This window comes from Streptomyces sp. NPDC045678 (assembly GCF_056432085.1).
This window is the reverse complement of sequence record NZ_JBWKJS010000002.1, coordinates 331,676-352,870: the sequence shown is the minus strand read 5'-3', so window position 1 is coordinate 352,870 and position 21,195 is coordinate 331,676. Positions and strand designations below refer to the sequence as shown.

The window sequence follows — 21,195 nt, the reverse complement described above, 5'->3', positions numbered from 1 at the left end:
TCATGGCGAACTCCGCCGTACTGCCCGTCACCCACGCCGAGTGGATCAAGATCAAGTCGCTGCGGTCGAGCCTGGTCTCGCTGCTCGTCATCTTCGCCGCCACCCTCGCCATCACCGTGCTGGCCTCCGCGACCATCGGCCAGGCCGAGGCCGACAACCCCGACGCCGAGCCCCTCTTCGACGCCTTCTACGCCTTCAACTTCGGCCAGATCGCGGCGATCAGCTTCGGGACGACCGCGGTGTCCTCGGAGTACACGAGCGGCGCTCTGCGCGTCTCGCTCGCCGCCGTGCCGCGCCGCGGGCTCTTCTACGGCTCCAAGATGATGGTCATCGGCGGTCTCGCGCTGCTCGCGGGACTCGTCACCAGCTTCGCCACCTTCCTGACCAGCCAGGCCTTCATGGGGGAGTACGCGATCGGGCTCGGTCACCCCGGCGCCGTGCGGGCCTGCGTCGGCGGCGGCATCTACCTCGCGCTGATGGCGCTGCTCGCGGCGGGTCTGACAGCCGTTCTGCGCAGCGGTGTCGCCGTCCTCAGCATCCTCATTCCGTTCACGCTCATCGTGTCCTTCGTGGTCGGCGACGTGGCGGACGGTGCCGCCGGATACCTGCCGGACAAGGCGGGCCGGCAGGTGCTGCACGAGACCCCGACCGGGGGCCTCGGCCCGTGGGCCGGGCTCGCGGTGAGCGCGGCCTGGACGGCCGCCGTGCTGCTCGCCGGCTGGTGGGCGGTGCGCCGCCGCGACGCGTGACGCACGACGCATGACGCGTTGTCAGTGGCGCCCGCTTTACTGGACGTCATGAGCAGCGCACACCATCTCGCCGTGATCGACCTGCTGCGCTCCCGGGAGTTCCCCTCGGAGCACGGCAGGTCCGAGCACGGCTCCCAGGGCCCCGGGTTCCACATCGCGGAGTTACTCACGAGTGACACCTTCTGGGAGGACGACGGCACACGGTGGCACCTCGCGGAGGAGCAGTACGACGCCGAGCGCGACGCCCTGACAGTGCTCCTGGCGGACCGCTGGGGGCCGCCCCAGCAGTTCAGCCTCGCGAGTCTCTTCGAACGCACCACGGCGGCGGACTTCGGCGACGCGGACGAGGAGATACCGGAGCCGTGGGCCCACTTGAGCTCCTGCGTGCCCGACCTGCACCTGTGGCAGGTCGACGGCCGCTGGATAGCCCTCGGTGTCGCCCAGTGGGACAAGGAACTGCCGTTCCAGCTGCTGGCCGTGGTCACGGAGACGGACCCACCGTGAGACGGGGGAGGGCGAGACCGTCAGACGAGGGCGAGTGCGTCCGTCGGAGGAGGCCGAGCGCGCCGGTCAGACGAGGCCGAGCGAGCCCGTGCCCGTCGGCGCAAAGAAGCGGGCCACATCCGCCTCCGTCACCCGCGACAGCTCGGCGGGCGACCAGCGCGGCCTGCGGTCCTTGTCGACGACCTGGGCCCGGATGCCCTCGGGCAGGTCGGGTGAGGCCAGTGCGGCGCAGGACACGCGGTATTCCTGTTCGAGGACCGCTTCCAGGGTGGGCAGTTCACGCGCCCTGCGCAGCGCGGCCAGTGTGACCTTGAGGGAGGTCGGGGACTTGGACAGGATCGTCTCGGCCGCCTCCTTCGCGTGCCGATCGCCAGTGGCGTGCAGCCGGTCCACGATCTCCTCGACGGAGTCCGCGGCGTAACAGCGGTCGATCCACTCGCGGTGGGCCGCCAGTTCACCGGCCGGAGCCGTGGCCGCGAACGCGCGCACGACCTCCGACGCATCCGCGTCGGCGAGCGCCGCGGTGAACTCCGGCAGCCGCTCCGAGGCCACGTAGTGGTCCGCGAGCCCGCACAGCAGCGCGTCGGCCGCGCCCACCGGCGTTCCCGTCAGCGCCAGATGTGTGCCGAGCTCACCGGGCGTCCGCGTCAGCAGGTACGTCCCGCCCACGTCGGGCACGAAGCCGATGCCCGTCTCCGGCATCGCCACCCGCGACCGCTCGGTGACCACCCGGACGTCCCCGTGCGCGGAGACGCCGACGCCGCCACCCATCACGATGCCGTCCATCACGGCCACGTACGGCTTCGGGAAGCGGGCGATGCGCGCGTTGAGGAGGTACTCGTCGTGCCAGAACGCCGCCGACGCCGCCGCGCGGCCCGCGCGCACGTCGTCGTGGATCGAGCGGATGTCGCCGCCCGCGCACAGTCCGCGCTCCCCGGCGCCGGTGACCACGACCGTCGCCACCGACTCGTCCCGCTCCCACGTGTCCAGGGCCTCCGCCATGATCCGGACCATGTCGTGGTTCAGGGCGTTGATGGCCCGCGGCCGGTTCAGGACGAGGTGCCCGGCGCGGCCCTCGCGGCGTTGCAGGACAGGCGCATCGACTGGCGGGTCGGGCGTGGCGTTCATGGTGCGGGTGGCTCCGTTCACGTGAGGCGTACGCGGATTGCGGTCAGGGACGGTCGCGGTCGCCGCCCTGGAACGCGTCGAGGATCTGCTCGGCGGCGGACGTGGCCGTCAAGGTGCCCTCGCGGACGCGCTGTTCGAGGTCCGAGGCGAGCCGCTTGACCTCCGTGTGGCCGAGGAGCCTGCCGAGGAGCTCCTCGCGCACCATCGACCAGGTCCAGTCGACCTGCTGGTCGCGGCGCTTGGCGGCGAGGCGGCCCGTCGAGTCGAGCAGGGCGCGGTGCTGTTCGATCCGCTCCCACAGGGTGTCGAGACCGCTGGACTCGCGGGCGCTGCAGGTCAGCACCGGGGGAGTCCACGCCGCGTCGGCCGGGTGCATCAGCCGCAGCGCGCCCGCCAGTTCGCGTGCCGCCGAGCGCGCGTCCCGCTCGTGCGGGCCGTCCGCCTTGTTCACGGCGATGACGTCCGCGAGCTCCAGTACGCCCTTCTTGATGCCCTGCAGCTGGTCGCCGGTGCGGGCGAGGGTCAGCAGCAGGAACGTGTCGACCATGTTCGCGACCGCGGTCTCCGACTGCCCGACGCCCACGGTCTCCACGAGCACCACGTCGTACCCCGCCGCCTCCATCACCACGATGGACTCGCGCGTGGCCTTCGCGACCCCGCCGAGCGTCCCCGCCGAGGGAGACGGCCGTACGAAAGCCGCGGGATCCAGCGCGAGCCGTTCCATCCTGGTCTTGTCGCCCAGGATGGAACCGCCCGTGCGCGTCGAGGACGGGTCGACCGCGAGCACCGCGACCCGGTGCCCCAGCGAGGTCAGCATCGTGCCCAGCGCGTCGATGAACGTGGACTTGCCCACGCCCGGCACCCCGCTGATGCCGACCCGCCGCGCCCGCCCGCTGTGCGGGAGCAGCTCGGTCAGCAGCTGCTGCGCCAGCGCGCGGTGCTGCGGCCGCGTCGATTCGACGAGGGTGATGGCCCGCGCGACGTACGCGCGCTTCCCGTCGAGGACGCCCTTCACATACGTATCGATGTCGATCGTCACAGGCATGGCTTTTCCCGCCGCTCACCGACTCACAGTTCGTGGCCGAGATCGGCCGCCAGACGCCTCACCAGGTCGAACGCCGCGTCGGGGATCACCGTGCCGGGCGGGAACACCGCCGTGGCACCCGCCTCGTGCAGCGCCTCGACGTCCTGCGGCGGGATGACGCCGCCCACGACGATCATGATGTCCTCGCGGCCCTCGGCCGCCAGCTCCTCGCGCAGTGCCGGTACGAGGGTGAGGTGACCTGCGGCGAGGGAGGAGACGCCCACGATGTGCACGTCCGCCTCGACGGCCTGGCGCGCCACCTCCGCCGGGGTCTGGAAGAGAGGGCCGACGTCGACGTCGAAGCCCAGGTCGGCGAAGGCGGTGGCGATGACCTTCTGGCCGCGGTCGTGCCCGTCCTGGCCCATCTTCGCGACCAGGATGCGCGGCCTGCGCCCCTCGGCCTCGTCGAAGGAGTCCACGAGCGTGCGCGTGCGCTCGACGGACGGGGACTGGCCTGCTTCGGTGCGGTACACACCGGAGATCGTACGGATCTGGCCCGCGTGCCGCCCGTACACCTTCTCCAGTGCGTCGGAGATCTCACCGACCGTCGCCTTCGCGCGGGCCGCGTCGACCGCGAGCGCCAGCAGGTTGCCCTCCAGGCCCTGGCCGGGACCGCGCTCGGCCGCCGTGGTCAGGGCGCGCAGCGCGTCCTGGCAGGCCGCCTCGTCGCGCTCCTCGCGCAGCCGCTTCAGCTTGGCGATCTGCTGGGAGCGCACCGAGGAGTTGTCGACCTTCAGGACGTCGATCTGCTCGTCGCTGTCCACCCGGTACTTGTTGACGCCGATGACCGGCTGGCGTCCCGAGTCGATGCGGGCCTGCGTGCGCGCCGCGGCCTCCTCGACGCGGAGCTTCGGGATGCCCGCGTCGATGGCCTGCGCCATGCCGCCCGCCGCCTCGACCTCCTCGATGTGCTGCCAGGCACGCCGGGCCAGGTCGTACGTGAGCTTCTCGACGTAGGCGCTGCCGCCCCACGGGTCGATCGTCCGGGTCGTCCCCGACTCCTGCTGGATGAGCAGCTGCGTGTTGCGGGCGATGCGCGCGGAGAAGTCGGTCGGCAGGGCGAGCGCCTCGTCCAGGGCGTTCGTGTGCAGGGACTGCGTGTGCCCCTGCGTCGCCGCCATCGCCTCGACGCACGTGCGCGTCACGTTGTTGAACACGTCCTGCGCGGTCAGCGACCACCCGGATGTCTGCGAATGGGTGCGCAGGGAAAGGGACTTGGCGTTCTTCGGGTCGAACTGCTTGACCAGCTTCGCCCACAGCAGGCGCGCCGCGCGGAGCTTGGCGACCTCCATGAAGAAGTTCATGCCGATCGCCCAGAAGAAGGAGAGCCGCGGCGCGAACGCGTCCACGTCGAGCCCCGCGTCCCGACCGGCGCGCAGGTACTCCACACCGTCCGCCAGGGTGTACGCGAGCTCCAGGTCGGCCGTCGCGCCCGCTTCCTGGATGTGGTACCCGGAGATGGAGATCGAGTTGTAGCGCGGCATCTTCTGCGAGGTGTACGCGAAGATGTCGGAGATGATCCGCATCGAGGGCTTCGGCGGATAGATGTAGGTGTTGCGGACCATGAACTCCTTGAGGATGTCGTTCTGGATGGTCCCGGCCAGCTTCTCCGGCGGTACGCCCTGTTCCTCGGCCGCCACGATGTACAGCGCGAGAACGGGCAGCACGGCCCCGTTCATCGTCATCGACACCGTCATCCTGTCCAACGGGATGCCGTCGAACAGCTGCCGCATGTCGTAGATCGAGTCGATGGCGACGCCCGCCATGCCGACGTCACCGGTGACGCGCGGGTGGTCGCTGTCGTAGCCGCGGTGGGTCGGCAGGTCGAAGGCGACCGACAGGCCCTTCTGACCCGCAGCGAGGTTGCGGCGGTAGAAGGCGTTGGACTCCTCGGCGGTCGAGAAGCCCGCGTACTGCCGGATCGTCCACGGCTGGTTCACATACATCGTCGGGTAAGGACCGCGCAGGTACGGGGCCACGCCCGGGTAGGTCGCCAGGAAGTCGAGGCCCTCCGCGTCGGCACCCGTGTACAGCGGCTTGACCGCGATGCCCTCGGGCGTCTCCCACAGCAGGTCGGCCTCGGACTTGCCGACGGACTCCTTGACGGCGGCGTGCCACTGCTCGGCCGAGGGGGCCGGACCGCCGCCCGTGCCCAGCTCGATGTCGTCGAACTCGGGGATCCGCATTACGCCACTCCCATGCGGTCGAGGGTGGAGGTGAGCACGGCGACCGCGTCGCAGCCGGCGAAGACGTACTCGTCGATGTCGGTGAACTCCCCGCGCCCGGCGAGGAACACGCGCAGCGCGCCCGCGTCCTTCAGGGCTCGCGCGACCTCCTCGGCCTGCTCGGCGTAGAGCGCGTCGCTGGAGCAGACGCACGCCACCGTGGCACCGCTCGCGACGAACGCCTCGGCAGCCGTCTCCGCGTCCACCGACACGGGGTCGTGCACGGGCTCGATCCCGCCCGCCATGAAGAGGTTCGAGGCGAACGTCGCCCGCGCGGTGTGCGCGGCGGCTGCGCCGAGCGCGGCGAGGAACACCTTGGGCCGGGCGCCGGTCGTCTCCAGGTGGGCGTCCGAGCGGCAGCGCAGCTCCTCGTACGCCTCGTCGCGGCGCACCCGGGGCAGACCGCCGGAGGGCGCGGCGGGGGCGCTCTCGCGCTCCACCCGACGCTCCGTGAGCAGCGGGAACTCGCTGACTCCCGTGATGGGTTCACGGCGTTTTGCCAGCTTCTTCTTGCGCTCCGCCCAGGTCGCGGCGATCCGGTCGCCGACGAGCCCGGAGCGCAGGGCCGCGGCCTGCCCGTCCGCGCGCTCGATCTCCTTGAAGAAGTCCCAGGCGGCGTGGGCGAGTTCGTCGGTGAGCCGCTCCACGTACCAGGAACCGCCCGCCGGGTCGATGACACGGGCCAGGTGCGACTCCTCCAGGAGGATCGTCGACGTGTTGCGGGCGATGCGGCGCGCGAACGCGTCCGGCAGACCGAGCTCGTGGTCGAACGGCAGGACCGTGACGGCGTTCGCGCCGCCCACGCCCGCACCCAGGCAGGCCACGGTCGTCCGCAGCATGTTCACCCACGGGTCGCGGCGGGTCATCATCACGGGCGAGGTCACCGCGTGCTGCCGCTGCGCCCCGGCGGCCGGCACCCCGGACACCTCGGCGACGCGCGCCCAGAGGCGGCGCGCGGCCCGCAACTTGGCGATGGTGAGGAACTGGTCGGCGGTGGCCGCGAACCGGAACTCCAGCTGCGCGAAAGCCTTGTCGACGCTCAGGCCGGCTTCGTAGAGCGCGCGCAGGTACTCGACGCCGGTGGCGAGCGAGGCACCGAGCTCCTGCGCGGCGGAGGCGCCCGCCTCGTGGTACGGCAGGGCGTCCACGGTCAGGGCGCGCAATCCGGGGTAGCGCTCGCCGCAGAGGCGGGCCAGCTCGGCGACGCCCTCGAAGGAGGCCACCTCGTCCCCGGTGCGGGCCTTGTGCCCGAGCGGGTCGGCGCCGAGCGTGCCGCGCACCGCGTCGTCGGCGATGCCCGCGGCCTCGTACAGGCGCAGCAGCTCCCGTGCGGCGGGCTCGGCCAGGTCGCCCGCGTCGAGCGCGAGGGGCACCAGGTCGAGGTAGACGCCGTCGAGGGCGCGCTCCAGGCCGGAGACCGGAAGGCCGGCGGGGCCCACCGTCAGCCAGAGGGAGGTGACGCCGTTCTCCAGGTCGGTGAGGACGGCGTCGTTGGTGCGCGCGGGGTCGGCGCTCGCGTACCGCTGCCGGACGTCCCAGCCACCCGGGGTGTTGCCCTCGGGAACGGAACCCCTGACGAACGGGGCGAAGCCGGGGAGCCCGGCGTCGGGCGCGGCGTCGCGCGCGGTGTACAGGGGGCGGGTGGTGAGCCCGTCCTCGAGGGCGGTGGACAGTGCTTCCTCTGCGGCCGTCCCCGATACGTCCTTACCCGACTTGCGCAGCACGCCTTCCACCAGGCGGTGCCATTGCTCATGGGTCGCATCAGGGAACTCGGCGGCCAGCGAAAGCCCGTCGTCAGGCAGGACCGTCATGCCCCGATGCTAGGGCGCAATGCATGGCACGGGGTGCCATGAATGGCTGTGACCTTGCCCTCTTCCGGTGGCTCTTGATCTCAAACGAGCGGAGGGCTATTGCTTGCCCGAGGCATCGAGCCGGGCACCAAGTCGGGCATGGCGGCAGATATCGCGGCAGTGGGGCGTCAGGCAGGGACGTCGGTGGAGGCCCGGGGCGGTGCGAGCGCCTTTCCCGTGACGTACTGCACGTACTCGCGGTGGAGCCGAAACCCCGCCGTCCAGGCCAGCAGACGGCTGGGACGGTTGTCGCGGCTGCACGACCAGCTCGCCGTGCGGCCGCGTGCGTCGATGTCCGCGCACAGGGCGGTGACGCAGGCGAGGGCGAGGCGTTCGCGGCGGCGCTCGGGGGTGGTCAGCACGGCCACGTCCTCGTACGTCTGTCCGGTGAAGTAGCTGCAGGCCACGGCGGCGACCCGGCCGTCCCGGTCCACCGCGGCCCAGGCGTGCCCGGAACCCGCGAGACCCTCGGGGCCGCCCCAACTGTCGGAAATCCACGCCGAGTCGGGGGAGAGCGCGGCGAGCGCGGGCGCGTCGGAGGTCGTCAGGCGGCGCACGGTCACGCCCCGTGGCGGTCGCGGCGGGGGTGCCGGTTCGCGATGGATGTACACCATGCGCTCGGCCGGTACGAGGCGGTCGAAAGCGGCGCCGAGCGCCGGCAGGAAGCGGGCGGGGGCCTCGACATGGCTGCGGGCGAACGGCGCGAGCAGGTCGGGCGCGACGCTGCCGGGGTCGCCGCTCAGCAGCACATGGCCCGCGCACGAGACCGCGACGGTACGCGGATCGAGGGCGCGGTCGGCCCACCAGTGGCCGACGCCGGTGGTGGTGACGTGCTCGGGGAGGGACGCGGGCCCGGGGGCGCCGGGCGCGAACCAGCGCGGTACGGCGGGCAGGTGGTGCGGGGGAAGCTGCATCATCGGACGCTCCTCCGGAGTGAGGCTTTCGAGTGAGACCTTCGAGTGAACGGGGCGCACCGGTCGGCAGGGCCATGACCGGCGGCCGACTGTCCGGGCGCCGGGTTCCGTTCCGTGCGACATCCAACTGGCCCCGGCCCGCTCGCTCAAGAGTCCCTCCGCGGAATCAACGCCTTCCTGACGGCGGGACGGCAGGACGGCGGGACGGTCTCCGGCGCAGGCAGCGCGTCAGGGGTCGGCGCGGTTGCGTCAACGTCGCGTCATGGAGGGTCGGTTGACACCCGGTGCCGGGCATAACGTCACCGTATGCCGTCGGATTCCGACCGAACCGGCGGTGTCCGTTTCGTTCCCTGCCGTCTTGCCAGACGTCTCTCCTGGAGGAACCCATGGCCGAGCTCCTGTACGCCGAGGACCCCGAGCCCTGCGAACCCGGCCCGGCCGGACCGCTGTTCGTCCCGGTCCGGCCGGGACCCGCGGGCTGCGTGGCCCGCCTGTTCCGCACACCCGTCGGCGGCCGCACCGCCGTCGCCTTCACCACCCCGCGGCTCCTGAGCGCGGCCCTCGGCCCCCGCCAGCCGTGGATCAGGCTCTCCGAACCGGCGCTCCGGTCCCTCGCCGAGCCGCTCGGCGTCAGCGGGGTCACCGTCGACCCCCGGCTCGCCGCCCACCCCGTCGGCCCGCCCCGGACGATCACCGCCCCACGGGACCCGGACCCGCGTCCCGTTGGCGCCCCGAGGCCCACCGGCACGCCCGAGCCCCTGGTGGGCGCCCTGACCACGCGGAACGGCTGAGGACGAGACAAGGCGAAGAGGAAAGCTGCCATGACCACACTGCGCGTACCCCCGCTCCCGGCACCGACGCCCGCCGTGCTCCCCGCCCCCGCCCCCGTCCCCGCGGCACCGGCCGACACCGACCTGTCCGTCTGGCCGGCGACCACCACGCAGCCCGCCCACGGCGACCTCACCGTCGGCGGCGTCCCCCTCACCGACGTCGCGGAGCGCTTCGGCACCCCCGCCTACCTCATCGACGAGGCAGACATACGCGCCCGCTGCCGCACGTACCGCCGCGCCTTCCCGGACACCGACGTCCTCTACGCCGCCAAGGCGTTCCTGTGCCGCGCCATGGCGCACTGGGTGGAGGAGGAGGGCCTCGGCCTCGACGTGTGCTCCGCCGGGGAACTGGAGCTCGCCGTCACCACGGGCTTCCCCGCGGACCGCATCGTGCTGCACGGCAACGCCAAGAGCCCGCACGACCTGGCGGCCGCCCTCCGGCTCGGCGTGGGCCGGATCGTGATCGACAGCGCCTCGGAGATCGCGCGGCTCGCCGCCGCCGTACCGCCGGGCAGCCGCCAGAAGGTGATGGTGCGGGTGGTGCCCGGTATCGGCGCCGGAGGGCACGCCAAGATCCGCACCGGCACCGACGACCAGAAGTTCGGGCTCTCGCTCACGGACGGCTCCGCCCAGCACGCGGTCGCCCGCATCCTCGGTCAGCCGACCCTCGAACTGGTGGGCCTGCACTGCCACCTCGGCTCCCAGATCACCACCGAGAAGCCGTTCCTCGCCGCTGTACGCCGGATGGTCGGCCTGATGGCCCGCATCAAGGACCAGCACGGGCTCACCCTGCCCGAACTGGACCTCGGAGGCGGGCACGGCATCGCGTACCGGCCCGGCGAGGAGGCCCTCGACATCGCCGTGCTCGCCCGCAGGGTCCGGGCCGAACTGGTCGGGAGCTGCGCGGCGGCGGACCTGCCCGTGCCTCGCCTGACCGTGGAGCCGGGGCGCGCCATCGCGGGCCCCGCCGGTGTGGCGCTCTACCGGGTCCTCGCGGTCAAGCGCACCGGCGGGCGGACCTTCGTCGCCGTCGACGGCGGCATGAGCGACAACCCGCGCCCCGCCCTGTACGGCGTGCGCTACCTGCCCCGGCTCGTCGGGCGCCGCTCCACGGCCGAGCCCGCCGCGGTCACCGTCGTCGGCCGGCACTGCGAGGCCGGCGACATCCTGGCCTCGGACGTCGCGCTCCCCGGCGATGTGCGGCCGGGCGACCTGCTCGGCGTCCCCGTCGCCGGGGCCTACCACCTGTCGATGGCATCCGGCTACAACCTCGTCGGGCGCCCGCCCGTGGTCGCCGTGTCCGACGGGCACGCCCGGCTGCTGGTCCGCCGGGAGTCGCTGGAGGACTTCAGGAGCCGGGACATCGGCCTGTAGAGGACCGTCGCACCATGCGGTGAATCCCTTTCGCCCTGATTCGCGGAGCTGGAGCCGGGGAACCCGTGAGCAATGATCGGCAGGCCACGAGGATCCCGTCGTCGTACGTCGACCCCTGTGGCCTGCGTCCTTTCCACCCAGGAGGACCGCATGCTGGACAACACGCTGCAGCTGCTCACCAAGGGCTACGCGTGGCTCCCCGACCTGAGCCGCCGCAACGGGCCGGGGCCCGTCCGCACCCGGCTGCTCGGCAAGCCGGTCGTCGCGCTGCGCGGACCCGCGGCCGTCGGGTTCTTCTACGACGAGGACCACGTCCGCCGCCGCACGGCCCTGCCCGAGCCCGTGCTGAGCACGCTCTTCGGCAAGGGGGCGGTACACACGCTCGACGGGGAGGAGCACCGGCAGCGCAAGGCGCTCTTCGTGAACGTCCTCAAGGACACGGACGGAGTTGCCGGGCTTGCGCGCCATGTCGAGCAGGAGTGGGAGCGGTCGGCCAAGGAGTGGGCCGGCCGTTCGCAGGTCACGCTGTTCGACGAGGTGAGCCTTCTCATCACGCGGGCCGTGTGCGCCTGGGCGGGCGTCCCGCTGCCCGAGCACCCCGACGACGAAGCGCGGCGGACCGCCCAGGACCTGGTGGCGATGGTCGACGGCTTCGCCACCGCGGGGCCCCGGCACTGGAAGGCCCGGCGTGCCCGGCAGCGCCAGGAGGGCCGGCTCGCCCGTCTCGTCGAGGACCTCCGGTCGACGGGGGGAGAGGCGTCCGACGGCGACGGGCGGCCGCCGTCCGTGGTGGCGGCCGTGGCGTTCCACCGGGACGCCGACGGTGCACTGCTCGATCCGCGCACGGCCGCCGTGGAGATCCTGAACATCCTCCGGCCCACCGTCGCCGTCACCTGGTACACGGTGTTCGGCGCGCACGCCCTGCACCGCAACCCGGCGCTGCGGGAGCGCCTCGCCGCACAGGACAAGGGGTACGCGCGTGCGTTCGCCCACGAGGTGCGGCGCTTCTACCCGTTCGCTCCGTTCGTCGCCGGTCTCGCCCCCGCCGACATCGATTGGCACGGCGAGCCCATCCCCGAGGGCGCCATGGTCCTCCTCGACCTCTACGGACAGAACCACGACCCTGAGCTGTGGAACTCGCCGTACGTCTTCGACCCCGACCGTTTCGACGGCCGCGAGCCCGGCCGCGACGAACTCGTCCCGCAGGGCGGCGGAGAGGGCTCCCAGGGGCACCGCTGCCCGGGCGAGGATGTCACCCTCGCCGTCCTGAGCACCCTGCTCCCGCATCTCGCGCGACTCGACTACGACGTCCCCCAGCAGGACCTGCGCATCCCCCTGCACCGCATGCCGACCAGGCCCCGCAGCGGCTTCGTCATCACCGGAGTGCGCTGAGCCGATCGGCTGAATTCGACACACCTACGGAAAGGCGCGAGGCATGGCCCGAGCGGCACTGTTCGACGTGGACGGAACACTCACCGACACCAATCACCTGCATGTCACCACCTGGTGGGAGGCGTTCCGCCAAGCGGGAAACCAGGTCGCCATGCATGACATCCACCGGTCCATCGGCCTCGGCTCGACCGATCTCATCGCCCGGCTCCTCGGCGAGAACCGCGACCACGACCAGGACGAGAAGATCAGCGCCGCGCACAAGACGCTGTACGGCACGTACTTCGACCGGCTGCCCGCGCTGAACGGAGCCCGCGACCTCCTCCACGCGCTGGACGACCGCGGATGGCGCATCGTCCTCGCGACGTCGGCGGGCGGCGAGGAGCTCGGGGCGCTGCGCCGGGCCATCGACGCCGACGACGTCATCGCCGGGGTCGCCAGCGCGGACGACGTGTCCTCCGGCAAACCCGCCCCCGATCCCGTCCACCACGCCCTGGAGATCGCCGAATGCCCTCCGGAGGACGCGCTGTTCGTCGGCGACACGGTGTGGGACATGCGGGCGGCGTCCCGTGCCGGCGTCCGCAGCGTCGCGCTGCTGTGCGGAGGCATCCCCCGGGGCGATCTGGAAGAGGCGGGCGCCTCGGCCGTGTTCGCGGACCCGGCCGACCTGCTGAGCCACCTGGACAGTGAGGTCCTCACCGGCGGGAAGTGAGCCACCCGGCGGAGGACTGAGGAGGAGGGCCGACCGGCCGCACCCCAATGCGGCCGGTCGGCGATGCGTGCGTCCGGTGGCCGTTCCGACGCCGCGCACCCCGCGTCGCGTGTGCCCCGCGCATGCCGGTACATGCAGGGCTTCCGCAAATCGAGTGACGTCACGAACGCACATACGGAATCCCGCAGTCGGGCTTACGGACACCTGTTTGGCGGTGCATCGCAGGGGCAGGCGAACGTCGTGCTTCGGACCGGAGGCGCGTTTGCGAGGAGCGGTGTGTTCACTCCTGGTGGATGCCCTATGCCGGGGTGCTCCGTTACCTCGCGGTCCTTGTTGGCGCACCGCTGAGGAGCGAACCGATGCTTACGAACCTCAATGAATACTCCGCCCGCCGCCGCACCGCGGCCCGGCACACGCACCACGACGCACCCGACACCACCGCTGAGTTCGCCCGGCTCGCCGCCCTCGACGACGGCCCGGAGCGGGAGGTCCTGTGCGCGGAGATCGTCGAGGCATGGCTGCCCATGGCCCACCGTCTCGCCGCCCGTTACCGCAACAAGGGCGAGAGCCTCGAAGACCTGCGACAGGTCGCCGCGATGGGCCTGGTCAAGGCCGTCAACCGGTTCGAGCCGGGGCGCGGGGCCTTCGAGAGCTACGCCGTGCCCACCATCACCGGCGAACTGCGCAGGCACTTCCGTGACCGCATGTGGGACGTACGCGTTCCCCGCCGCGTCCAGGACCTGCGCAACAAGGTGCGTGTCGCCCGGCGTGAACTCCGCGACCTGCCGGGCAGCGGCCCCGAACCCTCCATCGCCGACATCGCCGCGCACGCGGGCCTGACGGAGGACGAGGTGAAGGACGGCATGCAGGCGATGGAGGGCTACAGCGCCCTGTCGTTGGACGCCGAGATCTCGTCCGCCGACCCTGACGGCTTCAGCCTCGCCGACACGCTCGGCGCACCCGACGCCGCGTACGACATCATCACCGACCGGGAGGCCGCCAAGCAGGGGCTGCGGAAGCTGCCGGAGCGCGAGCGGACCATCCTGTATCTGCGCTTCTTCGAGGACATGACGCAGAGCCGCATCGCGGAGAAGCTCGGCATCTCGCAGATGCACGTCTCACGTCTGATCAGCACCAGTTGCGCCCGGGTGCGCGCCGAGGCCGGCGTCGGGCGCGCGGCCTCCCGCGCCGCCTGACCTCGGCCCCTCCGAGACACGGCTCGGCCCGCCCACCGGATCGGTGGACGGGCCGCTGTGCCGGTGCGGAGCGCCGCTACAGGATCGCGCCGGGCGTGTAGGCCGCGGCCTCGGGGTGCTCCTTGAGCAGGGCCTCGATCTGCCCGACGACCGTGGTGACCTGGTCGCTCGCGGCACCGGTGAACGACAGCTTGTCGGCCATGAGTTCGTCGAGCTGCGCGCGGTCCAGCGGGATCCGGGAGTCGGCGGCCAGCTTTTCGAGCAGTTCGTTGCGCTCGGCGCCCTGCTCGCGCATCGCCAGCGCGGAGGCGACCGCGTTCTCCTTGATGGCCTCGTGGGCCTCCTCGCGGCCCACACCCGCGCGCACCGAGGCCATCAGGACCTTGGTGGTGGCGAGGAAGGGGAGGTAGCGGTCGAGCTCACGGGCCACGACCGCCGGGAAGGCGCCGAACTCGTCGAGCACGGTCAGGAAGGTCTCCAGGAGACCGTCGAGCGCGAAGAACGCGTCGGGCAGCGCGACCCGTCGTACGACGGAGCAGGAGACGTCGCCCTCGTTCCACTGGTCGCCCGCCAGCTCGCCGGTCATCGACGCGTAGCCGCGCAGGATGACGGTGAGGCCGTTGACGCGCTCGCACGAGCGGGTGTTCATCTTGTGCGGCATCGCGGACGAGCCGACCTGGCCGGGCTTGAAGCCCTCGGTGACCAGCTCGTGGCCCGCCATCAGGCGGATCGTCTTGGCGATGGAGGAGGGCGCGGCGGCGACCTGCACGAGCGCGGTCACGACGTCGTAGTCGAGGGAGCGCGGGTAGACCTGGCCGACCGAGGTGAAGGCCGACTCGAAGCCCAGGTGCGAGGCGATCCGCTGCTCCAGGTCGGCGAGCTTCGCGGCGTCGCCGCCGAGCAGGTCGAGCATGTCCTGGGCGGTGCCGACCGGGCCCTTGATGCCGCGCAGCGGGTAGCGGTCGATGAGCTCGTCGACGCGGCGGTACGCGACGAGCAGCTCGTCGGCACCGGTGGCGAAGCGCTTGCCCAGCGTCGTCGCCTGCGCGGCGACGTTGTGGGAGCGGCCCGCCATGACCAGCTCGCCGTACTCCCCGGCGAGCTTGCCGAGCCGGGCGAGGACCGCGACGGTGCGGGAGCGGATCAGCTCGAGGGAGAGCCGGATCTGCAGCTGCTCCACGTTCTCGGTCAGGTCGCGCGAGGTCATGCCCTTGTGGACGTGCTCGTGCCCGGCGAGGGCGTTGAACTCCTCGATGCGGGCCTTCACGTCATGGCGCGTGACCTTCTCGCGTTCGGCGATCGAGGCCAGGTCGACCTGGTCGAGCACGCGCTCGTAGTCGGCGATGGCGGCGTCGGGAACCTCGATCCCGAGGTCCTTCTGGGCGTGCAGCACGGCGAGCCAGAGCTGACGCTCCAGCTTCACCTTCTGCTCGGGCGACCAGAGGGTGGCGAGCTCGGCGGAGGCATAACGTCCGGCGAGGACGTTCGGGATACGGGGCTTTGCGGGCGCGGCAGTCACGTGTACGGAGTTTACCGGGCGTCCATACAGGCTCCGAACCATCCGCGTATGTAGGAACCTCCAGGTCAGAGCCCCTGGATCGACGCCTCCGACACCTTCGGCGCCCGGGCCGCCGCCCCGTGGACGGCCCGGCGCACGAGGGTCAGCCCTTCAGCGGGCCGCCGTTGATCGCGACGCGCCGACCGTAGCGGGTCAGCGGATAGTAGTCGTACGTCGCGTGGTGCTGCACGCAGCGGTTGTCCCAGAAGACCAGGGTGTTCGGGGTCCAGCGGACGCGGCAGGTCAGCAGCGGGCGGTTCGTCACGAGGGCGAACAGCATGTCGAGCACCGCGCGGCTCTCGTCCTCCGACAGCTGCGGGATGCGGGAGGTGTACGCCTGGTTGACGTAGAGGATCGGGCGGTCGGTCTCGGGGTGCCGGACCACGAGCGGGTGTTCGTTGACGGGGATCTCGTAGTTCGGCGGCACGGCGTAGCCCCGGAAGCTCTGCTCGCCGTCGTGCACGGCGGTCAGGCCGTCGAGGAGTCCGCGCCAGGTGGGGGAGAGCATCTCGTAGGCCAGGTGCATGTTGGCGAACAGGGTGTCGCCGCCGCTCCCGCCCTCCGTGGTCTCGGTGATGTACAGCATCGAGCCGAGGGACGGCTCGGCGTCCGCGGTGCCGTCCGCGTGCCAGGCGTTCCCCGCGACGTTCGCGGCGGCCGAGCTGGTCTTGATCTCCAGCACGTACGGGTCGCCCTCCGGCGGCGGCGGGTTCACCGGGCGCAGCTCGCCGAAGTGCCCGGCGAGACGCTTGTGCTCCTCCTCGGTGATCTCCTGGTCGCGGAAGACCAGGACGTGGTGGTCGAGAAAGGCCGTCCTGACCTCGGCCAGCTGCGCGTCGGACAGCTGGCCGAGGCCCACGCCGGAGACCTCGGCGCCGATGACGGGGGTCAGGGGAGCGACGGATATCTCCCGGTAGTCCCTCGGCGGCCTGGTCGTGATCGCTTCGAGGGCGTCCAGCTCGTACTGCTCCACAGGGTCCTCCTGGGGTTGCGGGGCGGGTCGGTGCATCAGGGGCGGTGCGGGCGCCCGACGGGGGCGGCGGAAGCGTCGCTCGCGGCGTTGATCGCCTCCGCCACCGCTCCGGCGTGCGGCTGTCGTACGACGCCGTAGTGGTCCGTGGCCAGCACGCCCCACTCCATGGATTCCGGCAGGTGGGAGCGCCACCGGGCGCGCTGCTCCGCGGGGCTGCCGAGCGCGGGAAGCCCGGCCGACGGCCGCTCGGCCTGCCAGAGCCGGGTGGGTGTGCCGCCGATCCGGGGCACCTCGTGGTCGGCCATGCTGCGCAGGTTGGCGCGGCAGCACCGGGCGAGCCGCTCGGCGTACGCGCGGGCCTGCTGCCCGGCCCTGCCATCCCCCGCGACACCGAGTTCGGCGGCGAACACCGCGTTCAACTGCGTGTCGTCGTACGCGTCGAAGACCGGGCCGCTGCCGGGCGGCGGCGGGTCGACCAGGTGCAGCGAGCCGACCGGGTGGCCGGTGGCCTCGGCTTCGGCCGCCATGTCGGCGGCCACCCACGCCCCGAAGGACCAGCCCGCCAGGTGGCGGCGCCACGCGCTCTCGGGGAAGCGGGCCCGCAGGGCCGACGCGTAGCGGCGGGCGCGTTCGCGCAGGGTCCAGCCGGGAGACCCGGCAGGGGCGTCCTGTCGCAGCCCGGGGTCGGCGATCAGGGCGACGGTCAGACTCGGATCGAGGGCGGCGACCAGCGAGCGGTAGGACTGGATGTCTCCGCCGACCGGATGCACGAGGCACACCACGTCGGTGCCGGTGCCCTCCTGCCAGATCTCCAGCGCGACCTCGTGGGCGTCCGTGGACGTGGCTGTGGACGTGGCCGTGGACGTGTCCGCGGTGCCGCTCCGGCTCGACGGTTCGCCCCGCCGCTCGGCCAGCAGCCCCTCGATCTCGGTGAGGCTGGCCCGGTGGCTGAAGGACGCGAGGTCCAGCTCCACGCCGAAGTGCTGGTCGATCTTCTCGATGAGGTCCAGGAGGGTCAGTGAGTCGGCCCCAAGGTCGTACAGCGACGTGTCCGGGGCGAGGTCGTCGACGTCCAGGGCGGCCCGTGCCCAGCGGGCCAGCAGCTCGCCGGGTTCCTCGGCGGGCGCGGTCTCCCGGAGTGGCCGGCGCGGTGTGCCGGGCGCCGGACCCGCGTAGAAGACGCGCGACCGTTCCAGGTCGGTGGTGGACACGAGCACGTGCGGCAGCCGGAGTTCGAGCGCCCGCGCGAACGTGCGCAGCCCCTCCGCCACGGTCAGGCCGACCCCGAGATGGGCCTGGTGCCTGCTGTCCCCGGTCGGCGCGTGCAACGCCATGCCGGCCTCGCTCCACACGTCCCAGCCGATGCCGATCCGCGCGGTCGGGCCCGTCCCGTCACCGCGCCCGTCACCGTGTCCGTCACCGTGTCCGTCACCGTCGTACCGGGCGAAGGCGTCGAGGAGGGCGTTGGCCGCCGCGTAGTCGTACTGGCCGACGCCTCCGAACTGCGCCGACATCGAAGAGCAGTAGACGGCGATGTCCGGGCGGAACTGCTCGACGAGGAGTTCCACCACCAGCGCGCCGCGCGTCTTGGCGGCATGCGCCACATGCGCGGAGCCCGTCGCGCGACGGGACAGCAGGCCGCCCGCCGGCACTCCGGCGGCATGCACCACGGAGGCCAGTGCCGTCGTGCGGCCGGCGATCCGGGCTGCCACGTCCTTCGGCGGTGTGACGGCGAGATCCGCCTCCATCAGGTCGACGCGGTCGGCCCAGCGGGCCAGCTCCGCGGGCAGCCGCGGCCGCCGGGACAGCAACAGCACACGTCCCGCGGTGTGTTCGAGCAGCCACGCGGCGAGGGCCGTGCCGATGCCGCCGGTGCCGCCGAGGATGACGTGGTCGCCCGCCGTGGAACCGGTCGTCGCGCTTTCCGGAGCCCCCACCTGTGGAGCCCCCACCTGTGGAGCCTCCACCCGGACGGGCAGCGTCACCTGTTCCCACCAGAATCCCTCGCGCAGCGCGAGATGACGCGGCGGCGCGGAGCCCGACGCGGCCAGCAGCGCGGACACCTGCGGCGCCCAGCCGTCCGGGTCCTCGACGTCCACCCAGTGCCCGTCGGGGCCGCCCTCCTGCGGCGCGACCTCGGTAACTCCGGCGAGCAGCGCCGCCTCCGGGCGGGTGACCGCGCCGAGCACCGGACGGGACCCGCACGACAGCCACCACGGACGCACGGACAGCTCCTGCGGTGCCGACCGAAGGGCGCGGACCAGGGCGGCGGGGGTGTCCAGGCAGGCCCGCACCGCCCGGTCGAGCGCCTTGTCGCCGACCGGCCCGTCGATGCCGAGCGGCAGCGTGTGCAGCCAGTCGGCCTCCTGGCAGCCCTCCTCGGCCAGCGCGTGCAGGACGCGTCGCAGCTGCTCGGGGTCGGCCGGGTCCGCCTCGAAGCGGTCGTGCGCCGGGCGTGCGAAGTGCTCGGCGGCCCTGATCCACACCACACGGCGGTGGCCCGGGGCGAGGGCGGCCGGGGCCGCGCCGTCCGCGGGGCCGTCCGCCATGACGACGACCGTCCGCGGGCACGGCACCGTGGCGCCCGTCGCGGCCCGCCGCAGCCGGGTCCACTGCGGCTGGTGCAGCCACTCCGTCTCGGGCAGCCGAGGCGGCACCGCCACGGTGTCGGGCGTGACCTCCAAGCCGGTCGACCGCGGTTCCGGAAGGGGGGATTCCGTGCGGCGGTAGGGGCGGTAGGGGTGGTCGCGGCGGTAGCCGTAGGGGGCGAGGTCGAAGGCGGGGGCGGGGAAGTCCCACGGCGGTTGCGCCGGGCCGTCCGGCCAGGCGAGCGTGCGGCCCGCGAGCCAGGCGTCGGCCAGGTCGGCCGCGCGGCGGCCCCGGGTCTCCAGGGCGGGCCCGGGGTCGAGACCGGGGCGTGTCACGGCAGCGGACGCCGTGCGCAGCCAGGCGACGGCGGTGGCCGCGTCCCGGCAGACGGCGGCAGCTCGCAGCGGGCCCTGCGGGCGGCCCGCCTGAAGGTGCCGCAGCGTACGGGCGTAACGGTCGGGATGACGGGTGAGGTGGGCGGCGACGCGCTCGGCGTCCGCGGCGAGTTGGGCCTCGCTCACCCCGGACAGTACGACGAGCGGCACGCCCTCGGAGCCCGCGGCCTCCGGCGAGACCGGGTCCGCCGACGGTCCGGCCGCCTCCACGATCACGTGCGCGTTGGTGCCGCCGATGCCGAAGCTGCTCACCGCGGCGACCCGTTCCCGGCCGTCGGGCCAGGGAAGCGCCTGCGTCGGTACGTAGAACGGTGCGGGGTCGGGGCCGATCTCCGGGTTGAGCGCGCGGAAGTCGCGCGTGGGCGGAATCCGGCCGTGGTGGACCGCGAGCACCGCCCTGATCAGACCCACGACGCCCGCGGCCGCGCCCAGGTGGCCGATCTGGCTCTTCACCGAACCGAGCGAGCAACGGTCCGGCTCGGTCACGCCGAGCGCCTGGCGCAGGGCTCCCGCCTCCACGGGATCGCCGAGCCGCGTACCGGTGCCGTGCGCCTCGACGTACGCCACGTCGGAGCCCGTACGGCCGCTGCGCGCCAGGGCGCTGCGGATCACCTCGCGTTGCCCCGCCAGGGACGGCGCGCTGTAACTGAGCTTGGCCGCGCCGTCGTTGTTCACCGCGGAGCCGCTGATCACCGCGTAGACGGTGTCGCCGTCGCGCCGGGCGCGGGCGAGCGTCTTGAGCACGAGCACTCCGGCGCCGCTGCCCCCGACGGTGCCGCCCGCGTCGTCGCTGAAGGGCCGGCAGTGGCCGTCGGGGGAGAAGATGTGCTGCGGGCGGTAGCGGTAGCCGCCGGCCAGTTCCGGGTCGACGAGTACGCCGCCCGCGAGCATCACGTCGGCGTCGTCCGAACGCAGCAGGGACGCGGCCAGATGCACGGCGACCAGCGAACTGGAGCACGCGGTCTGTGCGGCGAGCGCCGGTCCGGTCAGCCCGAGGTGGAAGGCGGCCTTGGTGGCGAGGAAGTCCTTCTCGTGGTGGAGCGCCAGCTGGAAGTCGTCGGGCAGCGCGGCGGGATCGGTGTCGCGGAGCATCGCCCGGAAGTAGGTGTTCTCGCCCGCTCCCGCGACCAGCCCGGTCCGCGGCGCGCCGGGGTCGGCCATGCCCGCGTGGGCGAGCGCCTCGACGCAGGTCATGAGCAGCTGGCGCTGCTGCGGGTCCATCAGCCGTGCTTCCTGACGGCTGATGCCGAACCGCGCGGGGTCGAAGTCCAGCGGCCCGTCGAGCCGGCTGCGCGCCCCGACCAGGCCGTCCGGCGCGTCGAAGTACTCGATGCCGCTCCGCCCGGAGACCACCAGGTCCCAGAAGGCCGCGAGGTCCGGTGCGACGGGTGCGCGGACGGCCATTCCGACGACGGCGATATGGTCGTCCGCCGCCGGTGGAGCGGCCGCGGGCACTGATGCCGCCTCCGAAGCCGGGTCCGTCTCCGGCTTCGCACGGTCGAGGAACCCCGCCAGCTCCCTGGGCGTGACGTGCTCGAAGAGATCGGCGACGGTGAAGCGGGCCCGAGCCCCGCGGTGCAGCGCAGGTGGAAGCGCATCAGGCCGAGACTGGACGCGCCCGCGGCGAAAAAGGTCTGGTCGGGTGCGATGGGCAGCCCGGTGACCTCCTCGAAGACAGTGGCCAGGTGCGCCTCCCGTGCGGACGGTTCCCGGTGGTCCCGGCCG

At 72.7% G+C, this 21,195-nt stretch carries 15 protein-coding genes; 7 read left to right on the top strand and 8 right to left on the bottom strand.

Annotated features, from left to right (window positions below; genetic code table 11):
* Positions 1 to 2 precede the first annotated feature (2 nt).
* Together AC07DO_RS08110 and AC07DO_RS08105 are read left to right on the top strand one after the other, a co-directional pair.
* The gene (locus AC07DO_RS08110; RefSeq protein WP_479057816.1) at positions 3 to 749 is read left to right on the top strand and encodes an ABC transporter permease; all 747 of its coding nucleotides are present in this window, start codon (positions 3 to 5) and stop codon (positions 747 to 749) included.
* A 48-nt stretch (positions 750 to 797) separates the two neighbouring features.
* Positions 798 to 1,253 (top strand): hypothetical protein, encoded by a 456-nt coding sequence (locus AC07DO_RS08105; protein ID WP_479057815.1) that lies wholly within the window; start codon positions 798 to 800, stop codon positions 1,251 to 1,253.
* A gap of 66 nt (positions 1,254 to 1,319) precedes the next feature.
* Here AC07DO_RS08105 and AC07DO_RS08100 read toward each other — a convergent pair whose 3' ends face one another.
* The 5 genes from AC07DO_RS08100 to AC07DO_RS08080 form a co-directional block, all read right to left on the bottom strand.
* On the bottom strand, positions 1,320 to 2,381 hold the full coding sequence (locus AC07DO_RS08100; RefSeq protein WP_479057814.1) for an enoyl-CoA hydratase/isomerase family protein: 1,062 nt from the start codon (positions 2,379 to 2,381) through the stop codon (positions 1,320 to 1,322).
* 43 nt (positions 2,382 to 2,424) lie between these two features.
* Complete coding sequence (gene meaB / locus AC07DO_RS08095; RefSeq protein ID WP_479057813.1) at positions 2,425 to 3,426, bottom strand: methylmalonyl Co-A mutase-associated GTPase MeaB; 1,002 nt, start codon at positions 3,424 to 3,426, stop codon at positions 2,425 to 2,427.
* Between the two features lie 23 nt (positions 3,427 to 3,449).
* Positions 3,450 to 5,651 carry a methylmalonyl-CoA mutase gene (gene scpA / locus AC07DO_RS08090; protein WP_479057812.1) on the bottom strand — a complete coding sequence of 734 codons (2,202 nt, stop codon included), beginning with the start codon at positions 5,649 to 5,651 and terminating at the stop codon, positions 3,450 to 3,452.
* Positions 5,651 to 7,501, bottom strand: a complete 1,851-nt coding sequence (gene mutA, locus AC07DO_RS08085) for a methylmalonyl-CoA mutase small subunit (protein ID WP_479057811.1) — start codon at positions 7,499 to 7,501, stop codon at positions 5,651 to 5,653. Before mutA ends, scpA begins: the two co-directional genes overlap by 1 nt.
* 167 nt (positions 7,502 to 7,668) lie before the next feature.
* Positions 7,669 to 8,457, bottom strand: a complete 789-nt coding sequence (locus tag AC07DO_RS08080; protein WP_479057810.1) for a GNAT family N-acetyltransferase — start codon at positions 8,455 to 8,457, stop codon at positions 7,669 to 7,671.
* 383 nt (positions 8,458 to 8,840) lie between these two features.
* Here AC07DO_RS08080 and AC07DO_RS08075 point away from each other — a divergent pair, with 383 nt between their 5' ends.
* The 5 genes from AC07DO_RS08075 to AC07DO_RS08055 all read left to right on the top strand — a co-directional run bounded on the left by AC07DO_RS08075 (position 8,841) and on the right by AC07DO_RS08055 (position 13,955).
* Positions 8,841 to 9,245 (top strand): SAV_915 family protein, encoded by a 405-nt coding sequence (locus tag AC07DO_RS08075; protein WP_479057809.1) that lies wholly within the window; start codon positions 8,841 to 8,843, stop codon positions 9,243 to 9,245.
* 30 nt (positions 9,246 to 9,275) lie between these two features.
* Entirely contained in the window at positions 9,276 to 10,658 is a 1,383-nt protein-coding gene (gene lysA, locus AC07DO_RS08070) for a diaminopimelate decarboxylase (protein ID WP_479057808.1), read from the top strand.
* A 150-nt stretch (positions 10,659 to 10,808) separates the two neighbouring features.
* Positions 10,809 to 12,050 carry a cytochrome P450 gene (locus AC07DO_RS08065; protein ID WP_479057807.1) on the top strand — a complete coding sequence of 414 codons (1,242 nt, stop codon included), beginning with the start codon at positions 10,809 to 10,811 and terminating at the stop codon, positions 12,048 to 12,050.
* 43 nt (positions 12,051 to 12,093) lie between these two features.
* A complete protein-coding gene (locus AC07DO_RS08060) occupies positions 12,094 to 12,759 on the top strand; it encodes an HAD family hydrolase (RefSeq protein ID WP_479057806.1) in 666 nt (221 codons plus the stop codon).
* A gap of 359 nt (positions 12,760 to 13,118) precedes the next feature.
* The gene (locus AC07DO_RS08055) at positions 13,119 to 13,955 is read left to right on the top strand and encodes a SigB/SigF/SigG family RNA polymerase sigma factor (protein ID WP_479057805.1); all 837 of its coding nucleotides are present in this window, start codon (positions 13,119 to 13,121) and stop codon (positions 13,953 to 13,955) included.
* Between the two features lie 76 nt (positions 13,956 to 14,031).
* On the opposite strand, the gene purB is transcribed toward AC07DO_RS08055, so the two are convergent.
* From purB to AC07DO_RS08040, 3 genes are all read right to left on the bottom strand, one after another.
* Positions 14,032 to 15,474, bottom strand: coding sequence for an adenylosuccinate lyase (purB, locus tag AC07DO_RS08050; protein WP_479057804.1), 1,443 nt, complete (start codon positions 15,472 to 15,474; stop codon positions 14,032 to 14,034).
* 142 nt (positions 15,475 to 15,616) lie between these two features.
* Complete coding sequence (locus tag AC07DO_RS08045; protein ID WP_479057803.1) at positions 15,617 to 16,486, bottom strand: TauD/TfdA dioxygenase family protein; 870 nt, start codon at positions 16,484 to 16,486, stop codon at positions 15,617 to 15,619.
* A gap of 35 nt (positions 16,487 to 16,521) precedes the next feature.
* Positions 16,522 to 20,874: a beta-ketoacyl synthase N-terminal-like domain-containing protein gene (locus tag AC07DO_RS08040; RefSeq protein WP_479057802.1), complete on the bottom strand. Its 4,353-nt coding sequence runs from the start codon at positions 20,872 to 20,874 to the stop codon at positions 16,522 to 16,524.
* Positions 20,875 to 21,195 lie beyond the last annotated feature (321 nt).

Bases quoted from the DNA above. Each gene is read 5' to 3' on its own strand.
- AC07DO_RS08110 (WP_479057816.1), top strand. From the start codon at position 3: ATGGCGAACTCCGCCGTACTGCCCGTCACCCACGCCGAGTGGATCAAG.
- AC07DO_RS08105 (WP_479057815.1), top strand. From the start codon at position 798: ATGAGCAGCGCACACCATCTCGCCGTGATCGACCTGCTGCGCTCCCGG.
- AC07DO_RS08100 (WP_479057814.1), bottom strand. From the start codon at position 2,381: ATGAACGCCACGCCCGACCCGCCAGTCGATGCGCCTGTCCTGCAACGC.
- meaB (WP_479057813.1), bottom strand. From the start codon at position 3,426: ATGCCTGTGACGATCGACATCGATACGTATGTGAAGGGCGTCCTCGAC.
- scpA (WP_479057812.1), bottom strand. From the start codon at position 5,651: ATGCGGATCCCCGAGTTCGACGACATCGAGCTGGGCACGGGCGGCGGT.
- mutA (WP_479057811.1), bottom strand. From the start codon at position 7,501: ATGACGGTCCTGCCTGACGACGGGCTTTCGCTGGCCGCCGAGTTCCCT.
- AC07DO_RS08080 (WP_479057810.1), bottom strand. From the start codon at position 8,457: ATGATGCAGCTTCCCCCGCACCACCTGCCCGCCGTACCGCGCTGGTTC.
- AC07DO_RS08075 (WP_479057809.1), top strand. From the start codon at position 8,841: ATGGCCGAGCTCCTGTACGCCGAGGACCCCGAGCCCTGCGAACCCGGC.
- lysA (WP_479057808.1), top strand. From the start codon at position 9,276: ATGACCACACTGCGCGTACCCCCGCTCCCGGCACCGACGCCCGCCGTG.
- AC07DO_RS08065 (WP_479057807.1), top strand. From the start codon at position 10,809: ATGCTGGACAACACGCTGCAGCTGCTCACCAAGGGCTACGCGTGGCTC.
- AC07DO_RS08060 (WP_479057806.1), top strand. From the start codon at position 12,094: ATGGCCCGAGCGGCACTGTTCGACGTGGACGGAACACTCACCGACACC.
- AC07DO_RS08055 (WP_479057805.1), top strand. From the start codon at position 13,119: ATGCTTACGAACCTCAATGAATACTCCGCCCGCCGCCGCACCGCGGCC.
- AC07DO_RS08040 (WP_479057802.1), bottom strand. From the start codon at position 20,874: ATGGCCGTCCGCGCACCCGTCGCACCGGACCTCGCGGCCTTCTGGGAC.